The following is a 22086-nucleotide window of genomic DNA, read 5'->3' as shown; positions in this document are numbered from 1 at the left end:
CCTTCTTTGTAGTTTGTATTCAAGATATGTGTATATTTTCCTGCTTCAAAAACACAGTAATTCACTTTGTTTTAATCATCATATTATATTCTGGACTTGACTGTTAGAGTGGCATCGAAGATAATTACAACCTCACCAAAAAACCAAAAAAACTATAATTAGGAAGATCATTGATTTTGAAAAGGGGCGGTCGTCATTAGCTGGTTAAGTGATCTCTACAAATTACAGAAGCAGGAGCTAAAGAAGGACATCGAGCCCTCTTTAGTCAATGCTATCTTTCGCATGTATGATAAATTTCCCAGGATTGGACTTAAAGAGCGGATCGGCCAGCAGGATATGTCTCTAGATATCGCTGATGCCTATATTAATGGTCGTAACGCGATGATTGAAGCTGGAGTCGGCATCGGCAAGTCCTTTGCCTACCTCATTCCCAGCCTGCTTATTAACCAAATCTCAAGGCAACCGGTTATTATTGCGACATCCTCCATACAACTTTCAGAACAAATACATAAAGATCTGAGATTCATCGGAAGTCGGCTCGGATTTACAAGGGTACGTTCGGTAGTTGGAAAAGGCATGGGGCAGTATGCTTGCCGGTATAGGGCAGCAGATCTGTTCCAAGCGGATGATTCAAACACCCCTCTGTCTGCGCTTGCTCAACAGATTGTGAATTATGAAATTGATGAGCGGGCGGATATTAAGGGCGGGGTTAGTGATGCAGTATGGTCTAACGTTTGTGTGAATGATTGCAAATTTGAACGTTGCCATTATAAAAGTACATGTACGTTTTATGAAATGAGAGCTAAAATTAATGCCAACGCGAGCGACATGGATTTTATTATCGTAAACCAGGATCTGCTCATCCGTGATTTAATTAAGAAAAAGGAAGGAACGAAGGGGTTAATCACTGAACGGCCGGCTCTGATCGTAATTGATGAAGCTCATAATCTGGAAGCGAAGGTTAGAGATGCAAGAACGCTCGAATTTACAAACCGGGGAACCTGCCGTATTCTGGATGACGCCTTACAGATTCTCTTCAAACAATCTGCCGATACGGAGCTTATGCCGCAATTTAAATTTATAAAAAGATGCGTTGGCCATATTTTTAAACAAGTAGAGGCAGACTTACTGCAAACAGCCAAGCAGGACAATGACCGTATAAAAATATCGCAGATCACAGGAATCCCCTTAAGACGAGCAGCTCAGGTTTTAAAAGATTTTAATCTCAGCCTTTCCGTCTTAACTTCACGGCATGAGCGGGAGATTGACAATATTTTCGAAGCCATGAACGGACTTATCGACCTCTTTGATGTACTCGCCGGAGTAGAGGATAACTATCTGATCTGGGCAAGCAATACCCAGCGGGAGAGTACCCTTAGTATCTGCCCTAAAGGGATAAGCCAGTTTCTGAAATATACCTTATTTAACGGGAAAACCTCTGTTATTTTAACGTCAGCAACGATGTGTCAAAACGGAGAAACGCTGGAGGAACAATACGCTTATCTCACTGAGTCCCTCGGTTACAGGGGAGATTATATGGAGCGCCAAGCTTCACCGTTTGATTATGACAACCACACCATGCTGTATATTGCCAAGGACATCCCCTACTATAACCATCAGCGGCGGGAAGATTATCTTGAAGCGGCATACAAGGAAATGATGAGGCTCTGTAATTTAACAGACGGGCGGACATTGGTTCTTTTTTCAGCTAAAGAGGATATGAAGTATATTCATAAGAAATTAAACTCTGAGAAGCTGGCATGGGCATTGCATGTTCAAAGGGAAGGTTCGTCCCAGGACGGGGTGATCGCTGACTTTCGGGGCAGTAAAGGCGTTCTACTTAGTACCGGTGTATTCTGGGAAGGTGTGAATATCGAAGGTTCCGATTTGTCGCAGTTAATCATTTTCCGTCTGCCTTTCCCTGTTCCTGCCGATCCTGTCTATGAATATAAGACTTCGATGGCAAAGAATCCCTTGAAAGAGGTTTTTGTACCGGACATGCTGCTTCGGTTAAGACAAGGAACCGGGCGCCTGATCCGCAGTGAAACTGATCTGGGTGTACTCAGCATACTCGATTCCCGCCTGTCCATTGCCGCCAAAAAGGATTACCGGGATCAGGTACTGGAAGCCTTACCTTTTAAAAAGGTTACTGAGGATTTCAAGGTTCTGGAGAAGTTTGTGAAAGAAAAAGGGATACAGCTTAGCGATACGTAGAGAGATGAAAAAAAGCAACCCATCCGCAGACAAGTCGCTTCTAAACCCTATAACGTTATCTGCAATTAAACTACTTTATGTTTGTATACCCGCATCGCTATTAAATAAGCAACTACTAGAATGGCTATGCACCATATGATGGCTCCCCAAATATCATTGCCAACAGGCTGCCCCATCAGGAGGGAGCGAACCGCCTCTACTATAGATGTAACGGGTTGGTTTTCAGCAAAGGCGCGAACGACTGGCGGCATCGATTCGGTAGGCACAAAGGCCGAGCTGATGAAAGGAAGGAAAATAATCGGGTAGGAAAAAGCAGTCGCGCCGTCCACCGATTTTGCGGATAGTCCAGCAATTGCTGCGACCCAAGTTAGAGTCAGCGTAAACAATATCAGGATGCCGGCAACCGCCAGGCATGAGAGCACTCCTGCCGATGAACGAAACCCCATAATCAATGCAACAAGAATGATGACGCTAACTGAAATCGCATTGGATATCAGGGAGGTCAGCACATGTCCCCACAGCAGGGTAGAACGTGCAATCGGCATAGAATGGAATCTCTGAAAAATCCCTTTTTGCACATCATTAAACAGGCGGTAAGCCGTATAAGTTACACCACTTGCAATAGCGATCAGTATGATCCCGGGCAATAAATAATTCACATAGTTATCCGTACCCGCCTGGATGGCCCCACCGAACACGTAAACAAACAACAGCATAAATGCAATTGGCATGATAGTTACCGTGATGATGGTATCCATACTGCGGAGAATATGGCGCATAGAGCGTCCGAGCATTACACTCATGTCACTGAAAAAGTGCTTCTTAATCATTTCCATTTACTTTCCCTCCTTTTTGCCGATGATTGCGAGGAATATTTCCTCCAGCGTCGGCTGCTTTTCAATGTACTCAACTTTTGCGGGCGGAAAACGCTTTTTTAGTTCTTCGAGTGTACCGCTCGCAATAATTTTACCTTCATGTAGAATGGCGATTTGATCAGCAAGCTGCTCTGCCTCTTCCAAATACTGCGTCGTCAAAAAGACAGTCGTACCGCCGTCGGCAAGCTCCTTAACCATCTTCCATACATCCATCCTTGCCTCAGGATCAAGTCCAGTGGTTGGTTCGTCGAGGAAAATAATCTGCGGTTTTCCAACAAGACTCATCGCGAGATCTAATCTCCGGCGCATCCCGCCTGAATAAGTGGATACCTTGCGATCCGCGGCAGCGGTCAAAGTGAAGCGTTCCAGCAGATCGTCCGCAACTTGACGCGGACGCTTCTCATGGCGGAGCCTCGCAATCATGATCAGATTTTCCCGGCCGCTCAGAATCTCATCCACGGCAGCAAATTGACCCGTCAGGCTGATGGACTGGCGTACATAATCAGGCTTTGTGGCGACATCAAATCCGTTCACTGCAGCAGTCCCGCCATCTTGATTCAGCAAAGTGGTGAGGATTTTGACAATGGTGGTCTTGCCTGCACCATTGGAGCCCAGCAGAGCAAAAACGCTGCCCTGCTCCACTTCAAAATCCACCCCCTTTAAAACTTGAAGCTGTCTGTAGGACTTTTCCAACCCAACCACTTTAATGGACTTGTTCATTGCATTCCCTCCTCAAGGTTTTGTTAGCATATCTTCATGGAATTCTCCCCGCAAAACTCACTTCGGAAGCTCAGGCTTATAGGACTGTAACCTTTGTCAAATCAGCTTCCATGCCTTTGAGCGCAGCGAAGGTCAACTTATCCATCATTGCACCGTCAAAGTTGATCGTTTTGATTGCACGATAAAACTTCTTGGATAACGAAAACCCGGAGAGGAATGACACATTTTTTAACGTCGCACCTCTAAACGAAATATCGTTCAGCGCCGACTTTTCAAACTTGACCCCGATAAAGGTCTGGCCGTCAAAACATAATCCCCGCAGATCAGAGGTTTTAAATTCCACACCGTCAAAGATACAGTTCTCAAAGATTGTTTTCGTGAGATCAGTCGTACACAGCTTGACGTCGGTCAGTCTTGCACTGATAAATTTCGCCCCTGTAAGTCCTGATGAGCTAAAGTTGGTGCGAACAAGAATAGATTTGTGAAAGCTCGCATTTGCCAGTTCAATGCCGGACAGATTGCAGTCGGTCAGATTAGCGCTGTCGAACTTGGCCTCGCCAACGTCACTGCCCGCGAAAGAACTGCCGGTCAAGTCTGCGCCTGTAAAATCGGAACCCCGCAACGCGCTCACTTTAAAATCCCCTTTATGGGCGGTAACGCCTGCAAAATCACTCTTCGATAAGTTGCTCGCCCTAAAGCTCGTCACCACCTGCCGCTCAAGTGAACGGGAGAGATTGGCAACCTCCTGCACCGTCTGTTCAATGTCGCCGATGCTGTCTATCGTCATCTTAAACGCCGTTTCATCATCCTTGCCTTCAGCCTTGAGTTCACTGAACCGCTCCTGCAAATCGGAAAGGAGGTCACTCTTTAATTCAGCAACGCTTTTTATCCCGTCATAGGGTGCGAATACGCCATTTAAATACATGTTTAATTTCTCATTCATATTATCAAGTCTCCTTATAATAAGTTTTCAAGCACACGTTTTGCGTACTCCCAATTAGTCTTGTTATTGGCGTAAACAGCTTTCCCCTTCTCGGTAATCCGAAAATACTTCCGTCGTCCCCCCTGAGACTCATCCCCCCAATACCATTCAATGTCACCGTCTGCCTCAAGCCGCCGGACGCTGGAGTACATCGTAGCTTCTTTTAATTCATACTCGCCTCCGGAACGCTCAGCAATCAATTTGACGATTTCATATCCATAACGATCGGCTTCGGACAAGAGCCGTAATACCATCGTATCGGTATGCCCTCGCAGCAGATCGGATGTGATTTTGTTCTCACTCATTTCATCACCTCATAATCGCATTGTATATCATACTACTGTGACAGTCAAGGTACTTTGATCATCATGTTTATACAAAATAAAAAAATGCCGTCCTTAGTTGTCTAAGGCAGCATTTTTCTCTTTTAAGTCTGCTGGTAATTCACAGCTACCTGCCGGCAACCCTCACACAAAAATGCATAATAAATCCCCTCGCTGTCCTCGGCCTGTTCCATGTCCATTTGGGCAATAAACTTCATCGTCGTCGAACAGCAAGGGCACACAGGATATTCCGCATCCTGAATCCAAGCCGGATGTCCTCCAATCTGCGACGCAGGCGCCTCAAGCATCCAATACGAATTTTCATAGGTTCCCATCTGCCGTTCCGATAGCTGCATGGCATGCCATGCTATTTCTTCCCTGTCTTCATTTGCAGGCAAAAAATCAGGAACGGTATTATATTCACTCCACGAATATTGGCCATCCAGCTCCGCTTTCATAAACACGGTGCCATAACAATTACAATGCATGCAAGCTGCAACCCTTAACCGCTGGCCGGAAAGCTTCATAAATTGAACCAGTGGATTCTGCAAATCGTAATCAAACAGCACTGTCAATTTACCGCCACACCAAGGGCAGGAATGCTCACCCTCCTGCAGCGCCACTACCGCCGTATGATCCCGATCCAGCCCATTTTTTCCGTCCCTGTTTACTTCAAAATGATAACTCTCGGGGTAAAAGAGCAGCCTTTTCCCACCGTCGGGATCTAATTCCCATCCTGCTTCGTGAGCATAGGTTTCCGGAGCCACATTTAACTCCGATGTCCATCGAGGCGGATGCTGCCGCCATGTCTCGAACTGCCGTACAACCTCTTTATCGCCAATCCAGGCCAATGCAAGCAGCAAATGATTACGGTTTTCCGAGTCATGCTCTAACTGATGAATGATCATATCGCGGATCTCCTGACCAGCTTCTTTATAGAGAATACCGGGATAATACTTCCCTTTGTGAAAAAAAACCTCCAGCCCCCGTTCAATGAACGCACTTGAAAAACATATAAGCGACAGTAAAATAGCCTCAGCCTGGTCAAAATCATCTTCTTCCATCAATTCAATGGCGTAGGATTCCAATCCCTCCCTTTCGCTTTCAGTCAGTTGACGATACAATTCTTGCGCGGTTTTGTGATAGGAGATTTCGTGTTCAAGCGGGCTCCATCTCCGCGGTTTGTGCATGATTTTAAGAATTTCAACCGGATCATTCACACCTGCGTACAAATCAATGTCTTTTCGATTTTGTTCAATATAAGCCTTTTGCTCCAGCGCAAGCTTCCTTTGATGACAGGGCATGCAGATTCCCCCCGTCTTTAAAGCAGTTGCAGGAAGTATGCTTCCCTTGCAGCCTGAGGTTTGGCAGGGTATACGCTCGCTCATCGTATCTCTCCTATTCTGTATAAGTTATTCTCAAAGACTATTATTAATAAGCTAAACTGCATTATAGAATTAGCTATATTATAGAATTAGCTGCATTAAATATACCACCGGATTTAGCAGCTTTAAATTCATTTCAGATTTCAATTGGATATATCCCCCACCATCACCTTAAACGGAAACAAAAAAAGGTCAACCAAATATTTCTGGTTAACCTGATAAACGAAAACTCCCCCGGATAAAGAAGAACCGGTGCCCTTGTATTAGGCTTAATCCGTAATCTTCACATTTCCAAACACAGCCTTATTCCTCGAGTCATCCCCGGGATTGCTAAGTGCTATGCCAATGTACACCTTGCGGTTCATCGGAATCTGAACAGTTCCGACCGTTTGCCAGTTATTCCCGTTCGTCGAAATAGCCCCTTTGAAGGTATTTCCACTTCGGGTCAGCTTTAGCCATCTTGGAGCCGAGGCAGCCGCAGTCTGATCAACCATATTGCCCGCAGTCTCTGCACGATACTGGAAGGTGGCCCCATTTTCGGGGGTAAGCATCATATCTGCGTGCTTCGAATTATGACCCAGCGACTCCCGAATCATAATGCCGGCCTTGGCCCAGCCGTCCAATCGGCTAGTGGACTGCACTTTAACAATAATCTCCGCATCGCCCCGCACGGATTGGTATATATAATTCAGTTGATCTCCATTTCCCCAGATATCCGTAGAGCTGCTGCTGAGTGTAAATTGCTTATTGGAAGAATTGTAGGTAACGTTCCCCGGCATGGAACCAATATTTCGCGCCTTCCACCCTGCTGGTAATTGAGCCGGATAGTCTTGTTCTACCGGAGGCGTCCAGCCTGGCGTAGGCCAGGTTTCACGTTCTTTGATATTGGCTAGCTCATCTTCTGGCCAGGCCCCGTAAGCAAAGAACGACAGACGCTTCACACCTGGATAATTCTCGCGGATTCCCTTGTAAATCTCCTGATATTGATCATCTGTCCAGTCATTATCCAGCGTCGCAACAATTTCCACGTCACTGCCGCTAATCCGGTCGCTCGTATCCTTCAGGATTCCGTAGGAAGTGCTGTATACCCAATCACTGTTGAACTCCCAGTCATCAAAGTACGCCATTGGTGCAACAAAGTCGATATCATCCTTGAATTTGGCTACATTCTGCCCAACTTCAATGAATTCTGGCGGCAAAATATACACGCCGAGCTGCACATCCGGCTTCGAGGACTGTGTGATATCCTGACGGATATCGCCCACATACTGTCCGATTTGTTCGGTTCTCCATTCATTCCACTGCTCACGCTGAGGCGAATCTGTCTCGAAGTCAATGCTGAGCGGTGAATACCCGAACTGCGCCTGATACTTCAGGGCCGTGTAATCACTGACGTCCATGTTGTAATTGTCGAAGCGGATCCAATCCAGCACAACGCCATCCACATCATAATTCTCGATTACTTCCTGAATAATGGAACGCTCATACTCCTGCACTTCATGGTGAATCGGATTGACGAAGTATTCGTTGCCGTTAGAACCTGTAAACGGTGTCTGAACCCCGTCAACCAGCGCCTGCATCTGCCATTCATCGTGCTCCAGGAAAGCCTGCTGATCATGGAACTGCGGAATCCAGGCATGAACCTTGATTCCTGCAGCATGGGCTGCCGTAATGACAGCCTGCAGGGCATCGAAATTCTGGTAGCCTTGGGCAATTGGTGCGATATCACTCTGATAAAATACACTTCCAGACGGAACCTCATCATCTTCATCCTGCTTCACGTTCATGCTAATAACATCAACGCCATAGCTTGTAGAGAGCGCGATGAAATTCTGGACATCCGCCATGTTCTTAAACTGGTTTACGGTCCGTACAATAACTTCCGTTTCGAAAGGGGGGTTACTCTCCTCTTCGGCCATAACAGGAACGGAACCACCGGCTATCGAAGAAACCAACACGATGCTTAACAGTGCTATGAACCTCGATCTCAACGCAAATGCCATAATCTCGCCTCCACAATTATAAGATTTTATAAATAGTCTTATTTCGTCGCGTTGATTTTCTTAACATTTTCCTGCCATTTTTCGGTTCTGAATTCAAGCAGCTTAGCAAGCCCCGCTTTTTCGGTGTTCTTTTTAGCTGTCTTTAGCGCCGACAGCACCGCTTCATCCGACTTCGCCTGAACCATCTGGGCGTAAGCAAGGGTATAAATATCCCCGATATTCTGTGCGATGATGCCGATCTCCGTATCCGGAATCGGATCGGTATTTACAAACTCTGTGATATCCAACGCGGTTTTCCAGGTCACCGTGGACTGCGCCACGGTCTCCCAGGATTTCTGGTTCGCGGAAAGCAGCGCCTCGAGGCTCATTTTCGCCGTATCAATAAAGGTCGTATTTCCCGCCCAGTTAAAGTCCTCGAATTTCCGCATCGTTTCCGTACGCTCGTTAGCAGGAGTCGTCTTGTATTTCTCGTTCGGGATTGGAGCTCCGTCCGCATCCTCTTCATCCCAGTACAAGCCTTTAGGACCGAAGAAAAGCACCTTCTGCCCCTCCGGACCCGTAATCCAGTCAAAATAAGCGAAGATGGCCTCTGGATCCTTGGCCTTTTTCGTAATGACATTAACGTTCCAACCCAGCGTCTCAAAGCCGCTTACAAACACTCGTGTTTTGTCTAGTCCGGATTTATGAATCGGCCATATAATCTCATAACCGCTGTCCGGATTATTCGCTGTCAGTGCCCGGTGTCCCTCGGCTCCATACGTAGTGATATTGGATTCGACCATGACTGCTACCCGGTTGGTATTGACCTTTTCTTTGACCGCATCCTGGGTTTGCTGCAGTGCATCCTGCGTAATCAGCCGTTCACGATACAGCTTATTAATATAAAGTACCATCTCCTCGTAAGCGGGATCGTCCAAGATAGATGACAGCTTGTCGCCATCCGGATATCCCATGAGTGAAATAAACTTACTGGTGGAGTTCTCCTTAAAACCACCATACATAATTTCCAGACCTGCCCCCTTCTCCCCAACCTCCAGAGGTACTACATCCGGATACTTTTCTTGCACCTTAAGCAAATATTGATACAAATCATCAAAGGTCTCCAGCACCGGTCTGCCGAGTTCGTTATAAATATCTTTATTCACCATCCATCCGCCGTTGCCGAATTGCCCGGATGTATACCAGTTCGGGATTTGATAGATTTTCCCGTCTTCTGAACGGAGCAAATTCAGGGTGGATTCCTTCACATATTTCTTGAAGTTCGGATACTTCTCATAGTAATCATCCAGCGCAACGAGTTGTCCTGCCTGCACCAGCCGCTCCACTGAGGATCCCCGGTCAGTAAAAATGACATCCGGTAAATCACCGCCGACGATCATCGTGTTGAGCTTTTCTCCGGCCGCTCCTCCGGATTGTATGGGTTCAACAGTAACCTTACGGTTCTCCTGAATCCATTTTGTCGCCTCATTATCCCCCCAGGGTGATGTCGTAAGCCAGTCATAGTTTCCATAGAAGCTGAAGGTGACGGGCTTGATCCCGCTGCCGTCATCTGTGGCGGCCTCAGTATTCAGATTTTTCTCGCTTGTGTTTGGTGAAGTGTTAGAATTTCCTCCTCCGCTACAGGCAGCCAGAAGAAGCACCAGTGAAGTCAGCAAAAGAGATACCCATTTCATACGATTGCGCATCTTTTCCCTTCTTTCTACATAATATGGAGACTGCTATTCTTTCATCGAACCAATCATTACGCCCTTAACAAAGTACTTTTGGAGAAAAGGATACGTCAGGATAATTGGAATGGTAGCGATCATCATCGTAGCCATAGTCAGTGACTTCGTGGTAATCGTCCGATTCCGGTTCATATGATCCAGCGCGATAGCATTCGATGAGCCAATTTGGGTCATGATGTTGGAGTTCATAATCTGGCGCAGCAGGGTCTGTATAGGGAGCAAGTGATCCTTTGTAATATAGATCGCTCCCGTAAACCAGTCATTCCAATAACCTACTGCGGTGAATAAGGCAATCGTGGCCAGCACCGGGCCGGAGACCGGAATGACGATTCGGAAAAAAATGCCGTAGTTGCTGCTGCCGTCGATTTTGGCAGATTCCTCCAAACCATCCGGCAGAGCATGGAAGAAGGTGCGGATGACAATCATGTTCCAGACACTGATGATGCCGGGGATAATCAGCACCCAAAAGGTGTCCAGCATACCCAAAGAGCGAACTAGTAAATAACTAGGGATGAGCCCTCCACTGAAGAACATCGTAATCATGAAGAACACCATATATTGTTTTCGAAAAAGCAATGTCTTCTTGGACATTCCGTAGGCTAACAGTGCCGTGAAAAAGACAGACAATGCCGTGCCGCTTAACGTTCTAAGAATGGTGATCAGAAAAGAATTCAGCAGGCGTTGATCCTGAAACACAATATAATAATTTTCCAGGGTAAAAGCTCTCGGTAACAAGGTTACACCGCCGAGCGCCGTATCGCTCCCTAGATTAAAGGAAATGACCAACGCATTCCAAAACGGGTATAGCATGAGTAACGCCAGCAGCGTCAAAAGGGTATAAATACTCCGCTGCATGATTTTGTCGCCTAGGCTTAGTCTCATTGTTCACTCCTCCTAAAAGGTTTATGGAGCATCGGAAGCATTCGCTATGAGTAGTAGTACTACCAGAGACTAACATCTGCCCGGCGAGCGATTTTGTTGGCCGTCACTAGCAGAATGACACTGATCACCGCCTTGAATAGCCCTACAGCTGTCGCATAAGAGAATCTGGCATTTAAAATCCCAACACGGTACACATAGGTGTCGATAACATCGGAGTAGGGTCGCAGAATTGGATTGGTTGCCAGCAGCAAAATGTCCTCGAAGCCCGCACTGAGCAGACTGCCGATGGCAAGAATCATAAAGATAATGATAATGGGGGTAATGCTGGGGAGTGTAATCAAGTGAATTTGCTTAAACCGGCTTGCTCCATCTATAGAAGCGGCCTCATATAGGGTTGGATCAATACCTGCAATCGCGGCCAGGTAGACAATGCTCCCGAATCCGACCTCTTTCCATACATTTACGCTTACTAGAATCGACCAAAAGTATTTGGGTAACGCCAGGAAGTTAACTGGCTCCCCTACCAAATTGAATCGCTCCAGCAAATAGTTCACCGTTCCGTTATCAACGGATAACAGCGAAAATACAAAACCGGATACAATAACCCAGGACAGGAAATAAGGTAAATAGCTGACGGTCTGGATAATCCGTTTAAAGCCCATATTCCCGATTTCATTCAGCATCAGTGCAAGAAGAATCGGGGCAGGAAAAGAGATAATCAATTTAAGCAAGCTAATCACAAGGGTATTTCGCATCACATTCCAGAACTCCGGCGCCTCGAAGAACATTCTGAAATGCATAAATCCAACCCAGGGGCTCTTCATAATGCCGCCAAAAATATCGTATTGCTGGAATGCCATAACCACGCCATACATCGGAATGTAGCTAAAAATGAATACAAAGATAATTCCCGGCCAAACCATGGACTGCAAATCCAATTGACTGATAAATTTCTTCCATCTACGCGGTTTCTCGGCCGTGTTCATCCGCTTTTCCTCCTCTGGACGATTCTAGTGAAACAACGGCAACAACGATTTGTTCTTCTCCAGCATTTCATCCAGCAGTTGTTCAGCTACGGTGACCGAAGGCACGAGCGGATGATGAACCATAGCCTGTAGGGCTATATCCCGGTCTCCGTACACAGCCGCCTCGATGGTTAGGCACTCGTATTGCTTGACCGCGGCCAGCAAGCCTTTGATGGGCTGAGGAATTATACGCAGCGGAATCGGCAGCGGGCCTTGCTTGGTTACCATACAGTTCACCTCAATAGAGGCATCGTCCGGCAAGAAGTCAATCATTCCGTTATTCCTTACATTCAACGTCTGGATATCGCGGGAATCATTATAAATGGAGCGCATCAGCAGCACTGCCGCCTCCGAGTAGTAGGCTCCGCCGCGCTGTTCCAACTGCTTGGGCTTTTCCTTCAGCTCTACGTTCCGGTACAGTTCAAACAGCTCTTCCTCCACCTTCTTCACTACCTCAGCGCGCGATCCAGTCGTTGCTGCTGCTTCCTTCTGTTCCGCAAGCATCGCGTCCGTCATATAGTAATAGCTCAGGTAATAAGAGGGAATCGCTTTCAAAGCATTCAGAAACCGGTAGTCCCAGGAATCAAACGGCACATTGCTCGCCTTGTAGCTCTGCGGGTAATCAATGAGCTCCTGCAGCTTGCTTTTACCGTCAATCACGATATCGGATACCCAGTGCAGATGGTTGATGCCGACAAACTCCGCGTAGATTTTCTCCATAGGAAGTCCGAAGAACTCGGAGAGCCACTTTTGAAAACCGATCGGCGAGTTGCACAGGCCTACGCTTTTTACCGATGAGTATTTGTGAACAGCTTCAGTCACCATACCGGCCGGATTCGTAAAATTCAGCAACCAGGCATCCGGAGCCAGCTCCTCAATGTCTTTGCAAATATCCAGAATGACCGGGATAGTCCGTAGGCCTTTCATCATCCCTCCGGGACCTGTAGTCTCCTGGCCGATGACATTGTATTGAAGCGGAATTAATTCATCCCATTTGCGCGCTTCCAGCATGCCTACCCGGATTTGCGTACATACAAAGTCCGCTCCGGCAATGGCTTCCCTGCGCTCAAGCGTCTGGACCACGGTAATCGGCAGTCCGGACTCAGCAATCATGCGTTTGCTCAGTTCTGCAATCGTATGCAGCTTCTCCCTTCCCTCCTCAATATCCACCAGCCATACTTCGCGAATGGGAAGCTCTTGGTGATGCAGGATGATGCCTTCAATAAGCTCAGGCGTATACGATGATCCCGCTCCGATGACAACCAGCTTCAATGTTTCCTCCATGATAGACCCTTCCTTCATCTTTTTCATTTTGGTCTTATAAAAACTAGCCTATTGTGTTCAGTACTTTCCCCTGTGATAGATTATCTAGAACCTTCTGATCTACACGCATACCGCTGCTTTCCATAGCCAGAACGACCGATCCTACAACCGGCTCCCGGGTCAAAATCCTTAAAGTGCCATTCGGAGCCGACAACTTCACTCTTCTCTCAATGGCCCGCCGGATGATGCCTGAGCGGTCTCCCTTTGTCAGCAGGCTGCCTGCAAGTACGATGTCGAAGAAGTCCTCCTCCATGCCCAAGCGCTGGATGGCCGATGCCGCGGCCAAACCCAGCTCATCCCCTTGCTTGACCAGCAGCTCGGTGGCAACCTGGTCCCCTTCCTCTGCCGCTTGAAACAATAGTTCAGCAATATGGGGAGGCAGGTCTCTGAAATGATCCAGGTAATCCTCTCTTAGCTCCGAAACATTGGAATAGCCCAACAATTCCGTTAAGCGTTCGGTTAGGACCGTCTCCTTCTCTCTTCCCTCATCCGCCCGAAGGACGCTACGGAATACCTCAATACTTAAATCATAGCCACCGCCATAATCCCCGAACCGGTAGCCGAATCCACCACATTGGTATGTAGCACCCAACGGATTTTTACCACTACAGTTCACGCCTGATCCGCAAATCAGCACGATCCCATAGTTCTTCTCTGTACCTGACCGCAAGGCAATCCAGGTGTCGCAGGAAATCTCAGTTTGGGGAAGATCAAAGCTGCTGATGATCGGTCGCAAAATCCGGAAATCAGCCTCTCTGTCCGCTCCCGCTAAGCCGAACCAGGAGTAATCCAGCTGATCCTTGGTCAGCCCTGACGCCATAATTGCTTCCGATATGGCCTGCTGCAAACTGTTCACCGCCTGCTCACGGTTTATTTGATGATTTCCGATCCCACCCTTGCCAACTCCGATGACCTTCCCTTGTTCATCTGCAATCATTGCGTGGGTTTTACTGCCTCCTGCATCAACTCCCAAAAAATACTTCACGGATGATTTCACTCCTAAAATTCAAGGTAATCTAACAGATGCGGTGGATTCACGAATGAGTAGCTGCGGAGCGAGCTTCGTTACAGCGGGCGGCATCACCTCCCCATTGATCATTTTTAGTAGTAAATCAACGCCTATATTGCCCATTTGTGCCTCAGGTTGTCTGACCGTCGTTAACCGCGGGTAAAATTCACCTACGAACTGCTGATCATCAAATCCAACAATTGAGATATCGTGGGGTACTCGAATTCCCTCTTCCCGGAGAGCCTGAACCATTCCAAGAGCAATAAAATCGTCCCCGGAAAAAAAAGCTGTCGGCAGCTTATCTTCGCGGATCCATCTCTTGGCCACCTCATAGCCGCCGCTTACTGTAAAACTGCAGTATTCCGTTCCGAATGGCGTTAACCCGGCATCCTCGAGCGCTTGGACATAACCGCGCTTACGCTCCGCTACACTTAGAAATACCGAAGGGCCGCCAATATAGGCGATTTGAGTGTGCCCAAGATCGAGCAAGTGCTTTGTAGCCTCATACCCGCCTTGATAGTTATCGACCACGACGCTAGGCACATCCTCATGCTGAAACTGGTTATCCAGCAATACAAACGGAATATTTTTTCTTTTCAGTTCCTCTACATATGCCTTTTCTTCAAGTGGGGACAACAGGATAATTCCATCAACGCGATCCTTCTGAAACAGGAAATTATCGCCCTCATCCTCATTCTCGGCGATCGATAGGGCTAAAAAATACCCTTGCGCCGCCAGCTTCCGGTTTACCACGCGAATAACCCGGTCATAGAAAGAGTCGTTAAAGTTGGTAATCGACATCCCGATGACTCCCGTTTTGCCTCTCACAAGACTCCGCGCTGCTGAATTGGGTTGATAATTTAATTCCTCCATAGCTTTCAGTACTTTCTGTCTATTAGCTTCCCGTACAGAGGGTAAATTGTTAAGCACCCTGGATACGGTCACTACAGAGAGTCCCGACTTTTTGGCTACATCATGTATATTCATCTTAGCTTCCATACCTCCGTCACCCGAAAGTTTAAACGATTAAACTTTTTAGGTAAATAAAAAAACCTTACCTTTCGTGATATTTCTATGTTCTGATTGAAAATTGCACACTGAATGTCAGCTTTGCCTTTATCAAGAACACCAAAATTCTTTACAAAAGTTTTAAGGTTTTAACTAATTTACATTCTACTTACATTTCCAATATCCGTCAATACATAAAATGCAGCCAAAACAAAAAGCAACTCATCCGCAGACAAGTTGCTTTTTAGACACGCTATTCCCCCTTCCATTACTTCTATCATCCTCAGGTTAATTGGTAATTACCCATTGTTGTCGATCAAGAGTAGGATCAAGCTCGCTAAGGGACAGTGTCGACCCATCCGCTGATACTTCCAGCGCTTTCTTATGATGAGCAGAAATAATACTTACGGTACCATCATCATTTTTGTGAAAAATCCAACGCTGATTGTTATATCCGAGATAAGGGTATAACTGGATTTTATTTTGCCCTGTGTCTAGATCAAGCGCCTGACCGGCTGTTGTACGAATAGAATAGGAGCCTGCATCGTCCCCCGTCGGCACGAATACCCACTTCTGATCCGTAAAATCATTCGCATCCTTCAGTGTAACAGCTTCACCATTTGCGAGATTTGCTGTATAAAGGGATTTCTGTAGTTCTGCATTTACTAGACTGGAAGTGGTCAAATTAGCCGGTGTTGCTCCGCTCACGTTAACGTTTTGATATGAAGCATATCCGCCAAATACATGTAGTCCAAAGCGGCCTTCTGCAAATGTGCCGTCCTGGAGGTCGATCACTTTCTGCCCATCCACATAAACCACGATATGCGGGCCCTTCGCTTCGATTTTCACTTTGTAGGTTTGACCCGGCTGAATGAACGTCGGAACTTTTACTAGAATCTGACGCTCTTCAATACGGCCGTCGATTTTATAAAACAGACGGATGGACTTCATATTCGGATCCAGATTTAAGTAGTATCCGCTGCGTCCATCTTCGCTGGCACGGAACAACATAGAGCCTGCTCCTCCGGATTTCCCTAACATCATCTCTGCTTCATAAGTAAAATCTGCTGCCTGCTTCTCTGCGATATAATTCGCGTCACTCCAGTAATTTCCACGAATCCCATTTTCACCAATGACCCAGGAGGCTGCAGATAGATCTTTAGTCCACCCACTTAAGTTCGTATGAAATTCACCCCCAGATACCTTAACTAATAAGCTAGCCGATGTCTTCCCATTTGGAGTAGAGACGGTAATGATAGACTCGCCTTCTTTTTTAGCTACAAGGGTTGCCTGGGATTTATCCACCACGTTTAGTTCAACAACATCCTTGTTACTGGAATTCCATTTAAGCGGCTGTGCCCCATTACCGGTACCATTCTCTACCATCGCCAAAAGTATGTCGCTTTGCCCCTTGCTCAGTTCGCGATCACTTGTATCCATCATTATCTTGGTAGCTGAGCCCGTCTCCTGATTCCATACAGAGCCTAACTGATTCACCTTCAGAGATACGACTTTTACGTTGCCTCCTTTGGTGTAAAAACTCAAAGCTCTGCTGGCTGGATCCGGAAAAATGACGTCAGAGAAAACAACTTTACCGTTGTTGCCAAAAACCTCAATAGAAGACTCATCTACAAGGATACGCATCTTAACTCGCTTGTTCTCCGTTTGCATTGCCGCTTCATGTCTTGTACTAAATAGACTCGAAAAATCCGTCAAACCAGATGCAGACCGATTCACGAAAATCCGACCCTCACCAGGTTTATATCCAACAACCGTTTTTTGACTTCCCCCTACACGAACGTTAAAGCCAAATTCACTAACCTGACTACCTGCTGGAATTTCTACTTCAGCTTCAATTTCGTATGCACCAGAGGTAACCCCTTTCAATAAATTCTGAGAAGAAGGACTCACCTCTTTGTTAGCAGTAGAAAACAGCTGACTACGTAGCGTTTCCAACTCCTTGATCGGACTTTGTGTGAGCTGAATCCCATCTTTTGTCGTTACTAATGAGACTTCTCTTGGGATTGACAGTACGCCTTTCCAATGGGTTGTTGGAAAAGCAAACGGATAGTCCCAGTTTGTCATCCACACCATCATTACACTGCGATGATCTGGCATGTTCGAAAAAGACATTGAAGCGTAGAATTCTTTTCCAAAATCTGTTCGCAAAACTTTCCCTGCCGGATTATCATTAACGAATTTACCTTCCGCTGTTAAATGACCCACAAAATATTCAGCATCTGATCCGCGTGTTTTTGAATTCGCTCCTGTACTAATCATCAGAACCCATTTCTTCTGTGATGTTCCGTCTACCGAAAGCTGAAGCAAATCCGGACATTCCCATACACCGCCGCGAACATATTCCCCGTATCCCCAACTATCTGTTAGGGTCCAATCAAGTAGATTCATTGAAGTAAAGAAACGAATATGGTCTCCACCGGATACAACCATTACCCACCTGTTATTGTCGTTATCACGAATCACTTTCGGATCACGGAAATCCCAGCCTCCCGGCTCCCCTCCATTATCGCCTGGATTTCCGATAACCATTGGACGCGTCTTGGAATATTCCCAAGTACGACCTTGGTCCTTGCTGTATGCAAGACCGATACGCTGATTCCCATTCGGGCCATCGGGATTATAGGAAGTGTAGTAGGCAATTAGACCTTTACCTCCTGAATCCCCGAACAAACCTGATGCATTCGTCAAATCTGCCACAGCTGATCCAGACCAGACATGCCCATGATCATTCCACGGCAGCGCAATCGGAAGCCGCTTCCAGTTCAGCATATCCTTACTGACAGAATGTGCCCAAGTGCCTCCGTCCTGATGGAATAGATGATATTCACCTTCGAAGTAGACAAGTCCGTTCGGATCACTGGCAGAACCACGAATTGGCGTATAGTGGTATTGAGGACGATATTTTTCACTATAATAATTGCTGGCATCCGTCACATAGGTATCCTGGAAGTAAGCTGTTCCCTGTTTAACAACGATTCCTGCATATCCATCGGTATAGGTTTCATCTGTTAGATCGATTGCGGCCGGGGTGTATCCGTCTAGAAAGACCTGAATTCTGTTTCCCTTCGCCTTTATCTCTACATGATGTTTTGCTCCGGCCTGACTTGGATAGGTATGCTGTGAACTTGCAATCGTTGTTCCGTTAGCTTTCGTCAGACTTACACGAACCTGATTTCCTTCCTTCGTAAGGGCTGCTTCATATCCCTTTGTTCCATCAGCCGATGAACGAAAGGCGAGCGCTGCAACAGAATCAGGACGAAGAGATAGATTTCCTTCATATACAAAATCAGCAGCTTGTTTGTTATAAATTTGCTGTGACTTCATCTGCTTTACTGCCATTCCTTTCTTGCCGTTGATATTAGGCTGCCATTGTCCTTTATTTGTAACCACAGCACCCAAATTCCCTTTCAGGTCGCTTACGATAATATTTTGGAACAAAACAGAACCATTCCATACATTGAGTCCCAGCTTACCAGTACGATACGCATCATCCTGAACCTCAATCACAGGTTTATATTCATTGTCCCAATATACTTTCAGTGATGAACCCTCTGCTTTCACCTTGAGATGATAGATCTCTTCTGCCTTAACAGTAACCTTCCGCTCCTCTTTTAATTTCCCTTCACCATCACTTGCGTCTCGTAAGCGGATCATACCTGCATTCGGAACAATTTGGAGCATGTAGGAACCCCAGCCATCTTCATTAGAACGGAACAATAAGGTCGCGTCCGCTTGCATATCCTTGATCATGACATCAGCTTCATAGATAAAATCCTCTGACACCGTTTCGGAGATTGCCATTACATTTTCTTGTGGATCGGAAGTCAGTAAAATCCCTTCCACAGTATCCGCCAACTTACCTTTTCCTTTTATTTGCCAACCTGTCAAGTTTGTGTTTGTTTTGGTTACGCTTTCAAAAATAGAAAGCCCCTCCTTAGCTTGTTTACTTACCTCCTGATCAGCGGGCGCAGCCCAACCCGTACCGGGATTCGCTACATATATGCCTGCCAAAGTCATAACAAATCCTGTTGCCATGAGAAAGGATAAAATTACTTTTCCCTTATTAACCATCCTCTTCACCCTCTTTTTCTATCATCAATCATTTCTTTTATTGTAAAATAAGAAGGAGACCAATTCATTGCACTGACCTCCTCTCTATATTCTTTTACAATTGAGCAGAACTCTAACTTTCCAGTGCTGTGAGTCCAAGAGCGAGAGCACCACATAATCCCGCCTGTTGGCCTAGTCCTGGTGGAACGATATACTCATCTATGTGTTCCAAAATAGTACTTGAGCTGACATAACCGTTCAGGTTCTGTAGCACGGCCTGCCGAATAAGTGGAAACAATTGGGACTGCTGCATAACACCACCACCCAGAATGATTTTCTGAGGAGAGTTAAGCAATATAGCACCCGTAATCGACTGCGCAATATAAAATGCTTCCATTTCCCATGCAAGGTGATCTATAGGAAGTTCATGTCCCTTCTTCCCCCACCTTGCTTCAATAGCAGGACCTGCCGCCATCCCTTCTAGGCAGTCCCCATGATAGGGACATCCCCCTGGGAATTCATCTTCAGGATGGCGTCTTGTAAGAACATGACCCCCTTCAGGATGCACAAGACCATGAATAAGTTTGCCTTCTGAATACACTCCCACACCAACACCTGTGCCAACTGTATAGTACAAACAGCTGGATAACCCTTGGGCTGCGCCCCATTTGGCTTCACCAAATGCCGCTGCATTGACGTCCGTGTCCCAGCCAAAGGGAACCAAAAAGTTTCTTTTCAAAGTGCCCAGCATATCGTAATTTCCCCAACCTGGTTTTGGTGTTGTTGTAACGTAACCATACGTCGGGCTATCTGGGCGTATATCGATTGGACCAAACGATCCAATTCCGATAGCTTCTACTGGTTTGTCTTGAAAATATTGAATAACTTTGGGCAACGTCAACTCAGGATGTTCTGTCGGGAAACTGATCTGATCTTCAATGATCCCATTTTCATTCCCGATGCCACATATAAACTTCGTTCCGCCAGCTTCAATCGCTCCTATACGCATATACAAGACTCCTCTCGGTGACTAATTCTTGTCTTGCTCAGCAGAGAGAGTAAGCTCATAGATATCCAGGGAAATCAGCAAGTCATTCTCATTTTCTGCAAACACAGCAATACCTTTAGATTCTAGTCCAGGGAATATAAGATCCGTAATCACTGCCTGGCCTCTATTACTAAACGCCTCAACGGAAGAGCGATCCACATAAATACGGAGATCATTTGACTCATCAAGCGCTGCGAGTTTGGCTGAATGATGTCCTACGAAATGTTCATGGAAATCATGCTGGCCCGAAGCCTTCCGGTCTACATAAAGTTCCTCTGTCTCACCGTTGATACCGATCACTGTTTGTTCATCCGCACCAATTCTTACTTTGAAACCTACAGATTTACCCCTAGCGAACTCAGCTATAATCTCATAAGATTCCAAGTGAATCTCTTTAAGAAGAGTATTGATTTCTTGCACCGTTGCATTTTTTATGGAAAGGACTTGTACACGAGCTGATTCCAACTCTTGGACCGGCTTCTGCACAAGAAAGGTTCCCCCTTGTCTTGATTCGAGCTGAAGTTCTCTTGCAATTGTCATCGCGCCACGGAATTCTTCTGCTGGCGTCTTGTTAGCATACATCCAGTTGCTCATCCAGCCGATAAATAGCCTTCTTCCATCTTCCGCCGGTATATCGGACCAGCTTACACCTGCATAGTTATCTCTTCCATAATCAAGCCAGCGGACTTTTATCGAATCTTCATCTGGCGTGAACACTTCTCCATCAAAATCCCCTGTAAAATACTGTGTTCTTGATCCTTCCACAAAAGCGGGATCCGCACCGATGCTCACTAGCATCACCCATTTCGTGTTCGAAGGATCGCCATCAATGGCCAGCGGGAACAAGTCCGGGCATTCCCATACCCCGTCATGAGAACCGATTCCTTCTCCGAATTCACTGGCAAATGTCCAGTTCATCAGATCAGGAGAATGATATAGACACACCGTTTGACCACAAGCTACAATCATCACCCATTGATTAGTATCTTTATTCCAAAATACTTTCGGGTCACGGAAATCAATGAATGTATCATGTTCAAGCACCGGGTTTCCATCATATTTCGTCCAGGTTCTTCCGTTATCCTTACTATAAGCCAAGCTTTGACGCTGAATGGCTGGCTTGCCTTCCGGCATATCCAAATGGTGTGTAAAAATCGCTACTAGACCTGGTTTATCTTCAAAAAATCCAGTCGTATTATTCCAGTCAACTACGGCACTGCCGGAAAAAATCATACCTAACTCATCTGGAGCAAGAGCGATAGGCAGCTCCTCCCATGTAACCAGATCCTTGCTGACCGCATGGCCCCAGTGCATAGCGCCCATAGTCATTCCACCTGGATGGTGCTGGAAGAACAAATGATATTCACCCTCAAAATAAACCATTCCGTTTGGATCATTCATCCACTTTTCCTTAGGGGAAAAATGATACACTCCGCGGTAATTTTGTTTCGCAATCGTAGACATTATTGTTTTCTCCTTTACTCCCGAACA

Annotated in this window: 16 protein-coding genes; 1 reads left to right on the top strand and 15 read right to left on the bottom strand. The window is 46.3% G+C overall.

The annotated features are described in order from the left end of the window. Positions 1 to 282 precede the first annotated feature (282 nt). On the top strand, positions 283 to 2214 hold the full coding sequence (locus tag MHB56_RS21575) for an ATP-dependent DNA helicase (protein WP_256717227.1): 1932 nt from the start codon (positions 283 to 285) through the stop codon (positions 2212 to 2214). Between the two features lie 65 nt (positions 2215 to 2279). Here MHB56_RS21575 and MHB56_RS21570 read toward each other — a convergent pair whose 3' ends face one another. The 15 genes from MHB56_RS21570 to MHB56_RS21500 all read right to left on the bottom strand — a co-directional run bounded on the left by MHB56_RS21570 (position 2280) and on the right by MHB56_RS21500 (position 22059). Further along, entirely contained in the window at positions 2280 to 3050 is a 771-nt protein-coding gene (locus tag MHB56_RS21570) for an ABC transporter permease (protein WP_341143982.1), read from the bottom strand. Beyond that, entirely contained in the window at positions 3051 to 3809 is a 759-nt protein-coding gene (locus tag MHB56_RS21565; protein WP_076308015.1) for an ABC transporter ATP-binding protein, read from the bottom strand. Positions 3810 to 3885: 76 nt separating this feature from the next. Continuing rightward, a complete protein-coding gene (locus tag MHB56_RS21560; RefSeq protein WP_076125280.1) occupies positions 3886 to 4752 on the bottom strand; it encodes a pentapeptide repeat-containing protein in 867 nt (288 codons plus the stop codon). Positions 4753 to 4766: 14 nt separating this feature from the next. Next, positions 4767 to 5096, bottom strand: coding sequence for a PadR family transcriptional regulator (locus MHB56_RS21555; protein WP_036675798.1), 330 nt, complete (start codon positions 5094 to 5096; stop codon positions 4767 to 4769). A 122-nt stretch (positions 5097 to 5218) separates the two neighbouring features. Then, positions 5219 to 6502: a DUF1963 domain-containing protein gene (locus tag MHB56_RS21550; protein ID WP_341143981.1), complete on the bottom strand. Its 1284-nt coding sequence runs from the start codon at positions 6500 to 6502 to the stop codon at positions 5219 to 5221. 266 nt (positions 6503 to 6768) lie between these two features. Further along, positions 6769 to 8502, bottom strand: a complete 1734-nt coding sequence (locus tag MHB56_RS21545) for a family 10 glycosylhydrolase (RefSeq protein WP_341143980.1) — start codon at positions 8500 to 8502, stop codon at positions 6769 to 6771. 38 nt (positions 8503 to 8540) lie between these two features. Beyond that, on the bottom strand, positions 8541 to 10187 hold the full coding sequence (locus MHB56_RS21540; protein WP_076193489.1) for an extracellular solute-binding protein: 1647 nt from the start codon (positions 10185 to 10187) through the stop codon (positions 8541 to 8543). Positions 10188 to 10220: 33 nt separating this feature from the next. Next, positions 10221 to 11111 carry a carbohydrate ABC transporter permease gene (locus MHB56_RS21535; RefSeq protein WP_076193492.1) on the bottom strand — a complete coding sequence of 297 codons (891 nt, stop codon included), beginning with the start codon at positions 11109 to 11111 and terminating at the stop codon, positions 10221 to 10223. Positions 11112 to 11170: 59 nt separating this feature from the next. Beyond that, positions 11171 to 12097 (bottom strand): ABC transporter permease, encoded by a 927-nt coding sequence (locus tag MHB56_RS21530; protein WP_076185343.1) that lies wholly within the window; start codon positions 12095 to 12097, stop codon positions 11171 to 11173. Positions 12098 to 12121: 24 nt separating this feature from the next. Beyond that, positions 12122 to 13420, bottom strand: coding sequence for a 6-phospho-beta-glucosidase (locus tag MHB56_RS21525; protein ID WP_341143979.1), 1299 nt, complete (start codon positions 13418 to 13420; stop codon positions 12122 to 12124). A 43-nt stretch (positions 13421 to 13463) separates the two neighbouring features. Beyond that, positions 13464 to 14444: an N-acetylglucosamine kinase gene (locus MHB56_RS21520; RefSeq protein ID WP_076185345.1), complete on the bottom strand. Its 981-nt coding sequence runs from the start codon at positions 14442 to 14444 to the stop codon at positions 13464 to 13466. Positions 14445 to 14465: 21 nt separating this feature from the next. After that, positions 14466 to 15455, bottom strand: coding sequence for a LacI family DNA-binding transcriptional regulator (locus MHB56_RS21515; RefSeq protein WP_248547745.1), 990 nt, complete (start codon positions 15453 to 15455; stop codon positions 14466 to 14468). A 309-nt stretch (positions 15456 to 15764) separates the two neighbouring features. Further along, entirely contained in the window at positions 15765 to 19568 is a 3804-nt protein-coding gene (locus tag MHB56_RS21510; protein WP_341143978.1) for a GH32 C-terminal domain-containing protein, read from the bottom strand. Positions 19569 to 19680: 112 nt separating this feature from the next. After that, positions 19681 to 20556 carry an ROK family protein gene (locus MHB56_RS21505; protein ID WP_341143977.1) on the bottom strand — a complete coding sequence of 292 codons (876 nt, stop codon included), beginning with the start codon at positions 20554 to 20556 and terminating at the stop codon, positions 19681 to 19683. Between the two features lie 21 nt (positions 20557 to 20577). Further along, positions 20578 to 22059: a glycoside hydrolase family 32 protein gene (locus MHB56_RS21500; protein ID WP_076193506.1), complete on the bottom strand. Its 1482-nt coding sequence runs from the start codon at positions 22057 to 22059 to the stop codon at positions 20578 to 20580. Between the last annotated feature and the right edge of the window lie 27 nt (positions 22060 to 22086).

The organism is Paenibacillus sp. FSL H8-0315, from assembly GCF_038005365.1.
Taxonomy (GTDB): Bacteria; Bacillota; Bacilli; order Paenibacillales; family Paenibacillaceae; genus Paenibacillus_AQ; species Paenibacillus_AQ odorifer.
Note: the sequence above shows the minus strand (reverse complement) of the source record. Positions and strands in the feature narration are given on the sequence as shown.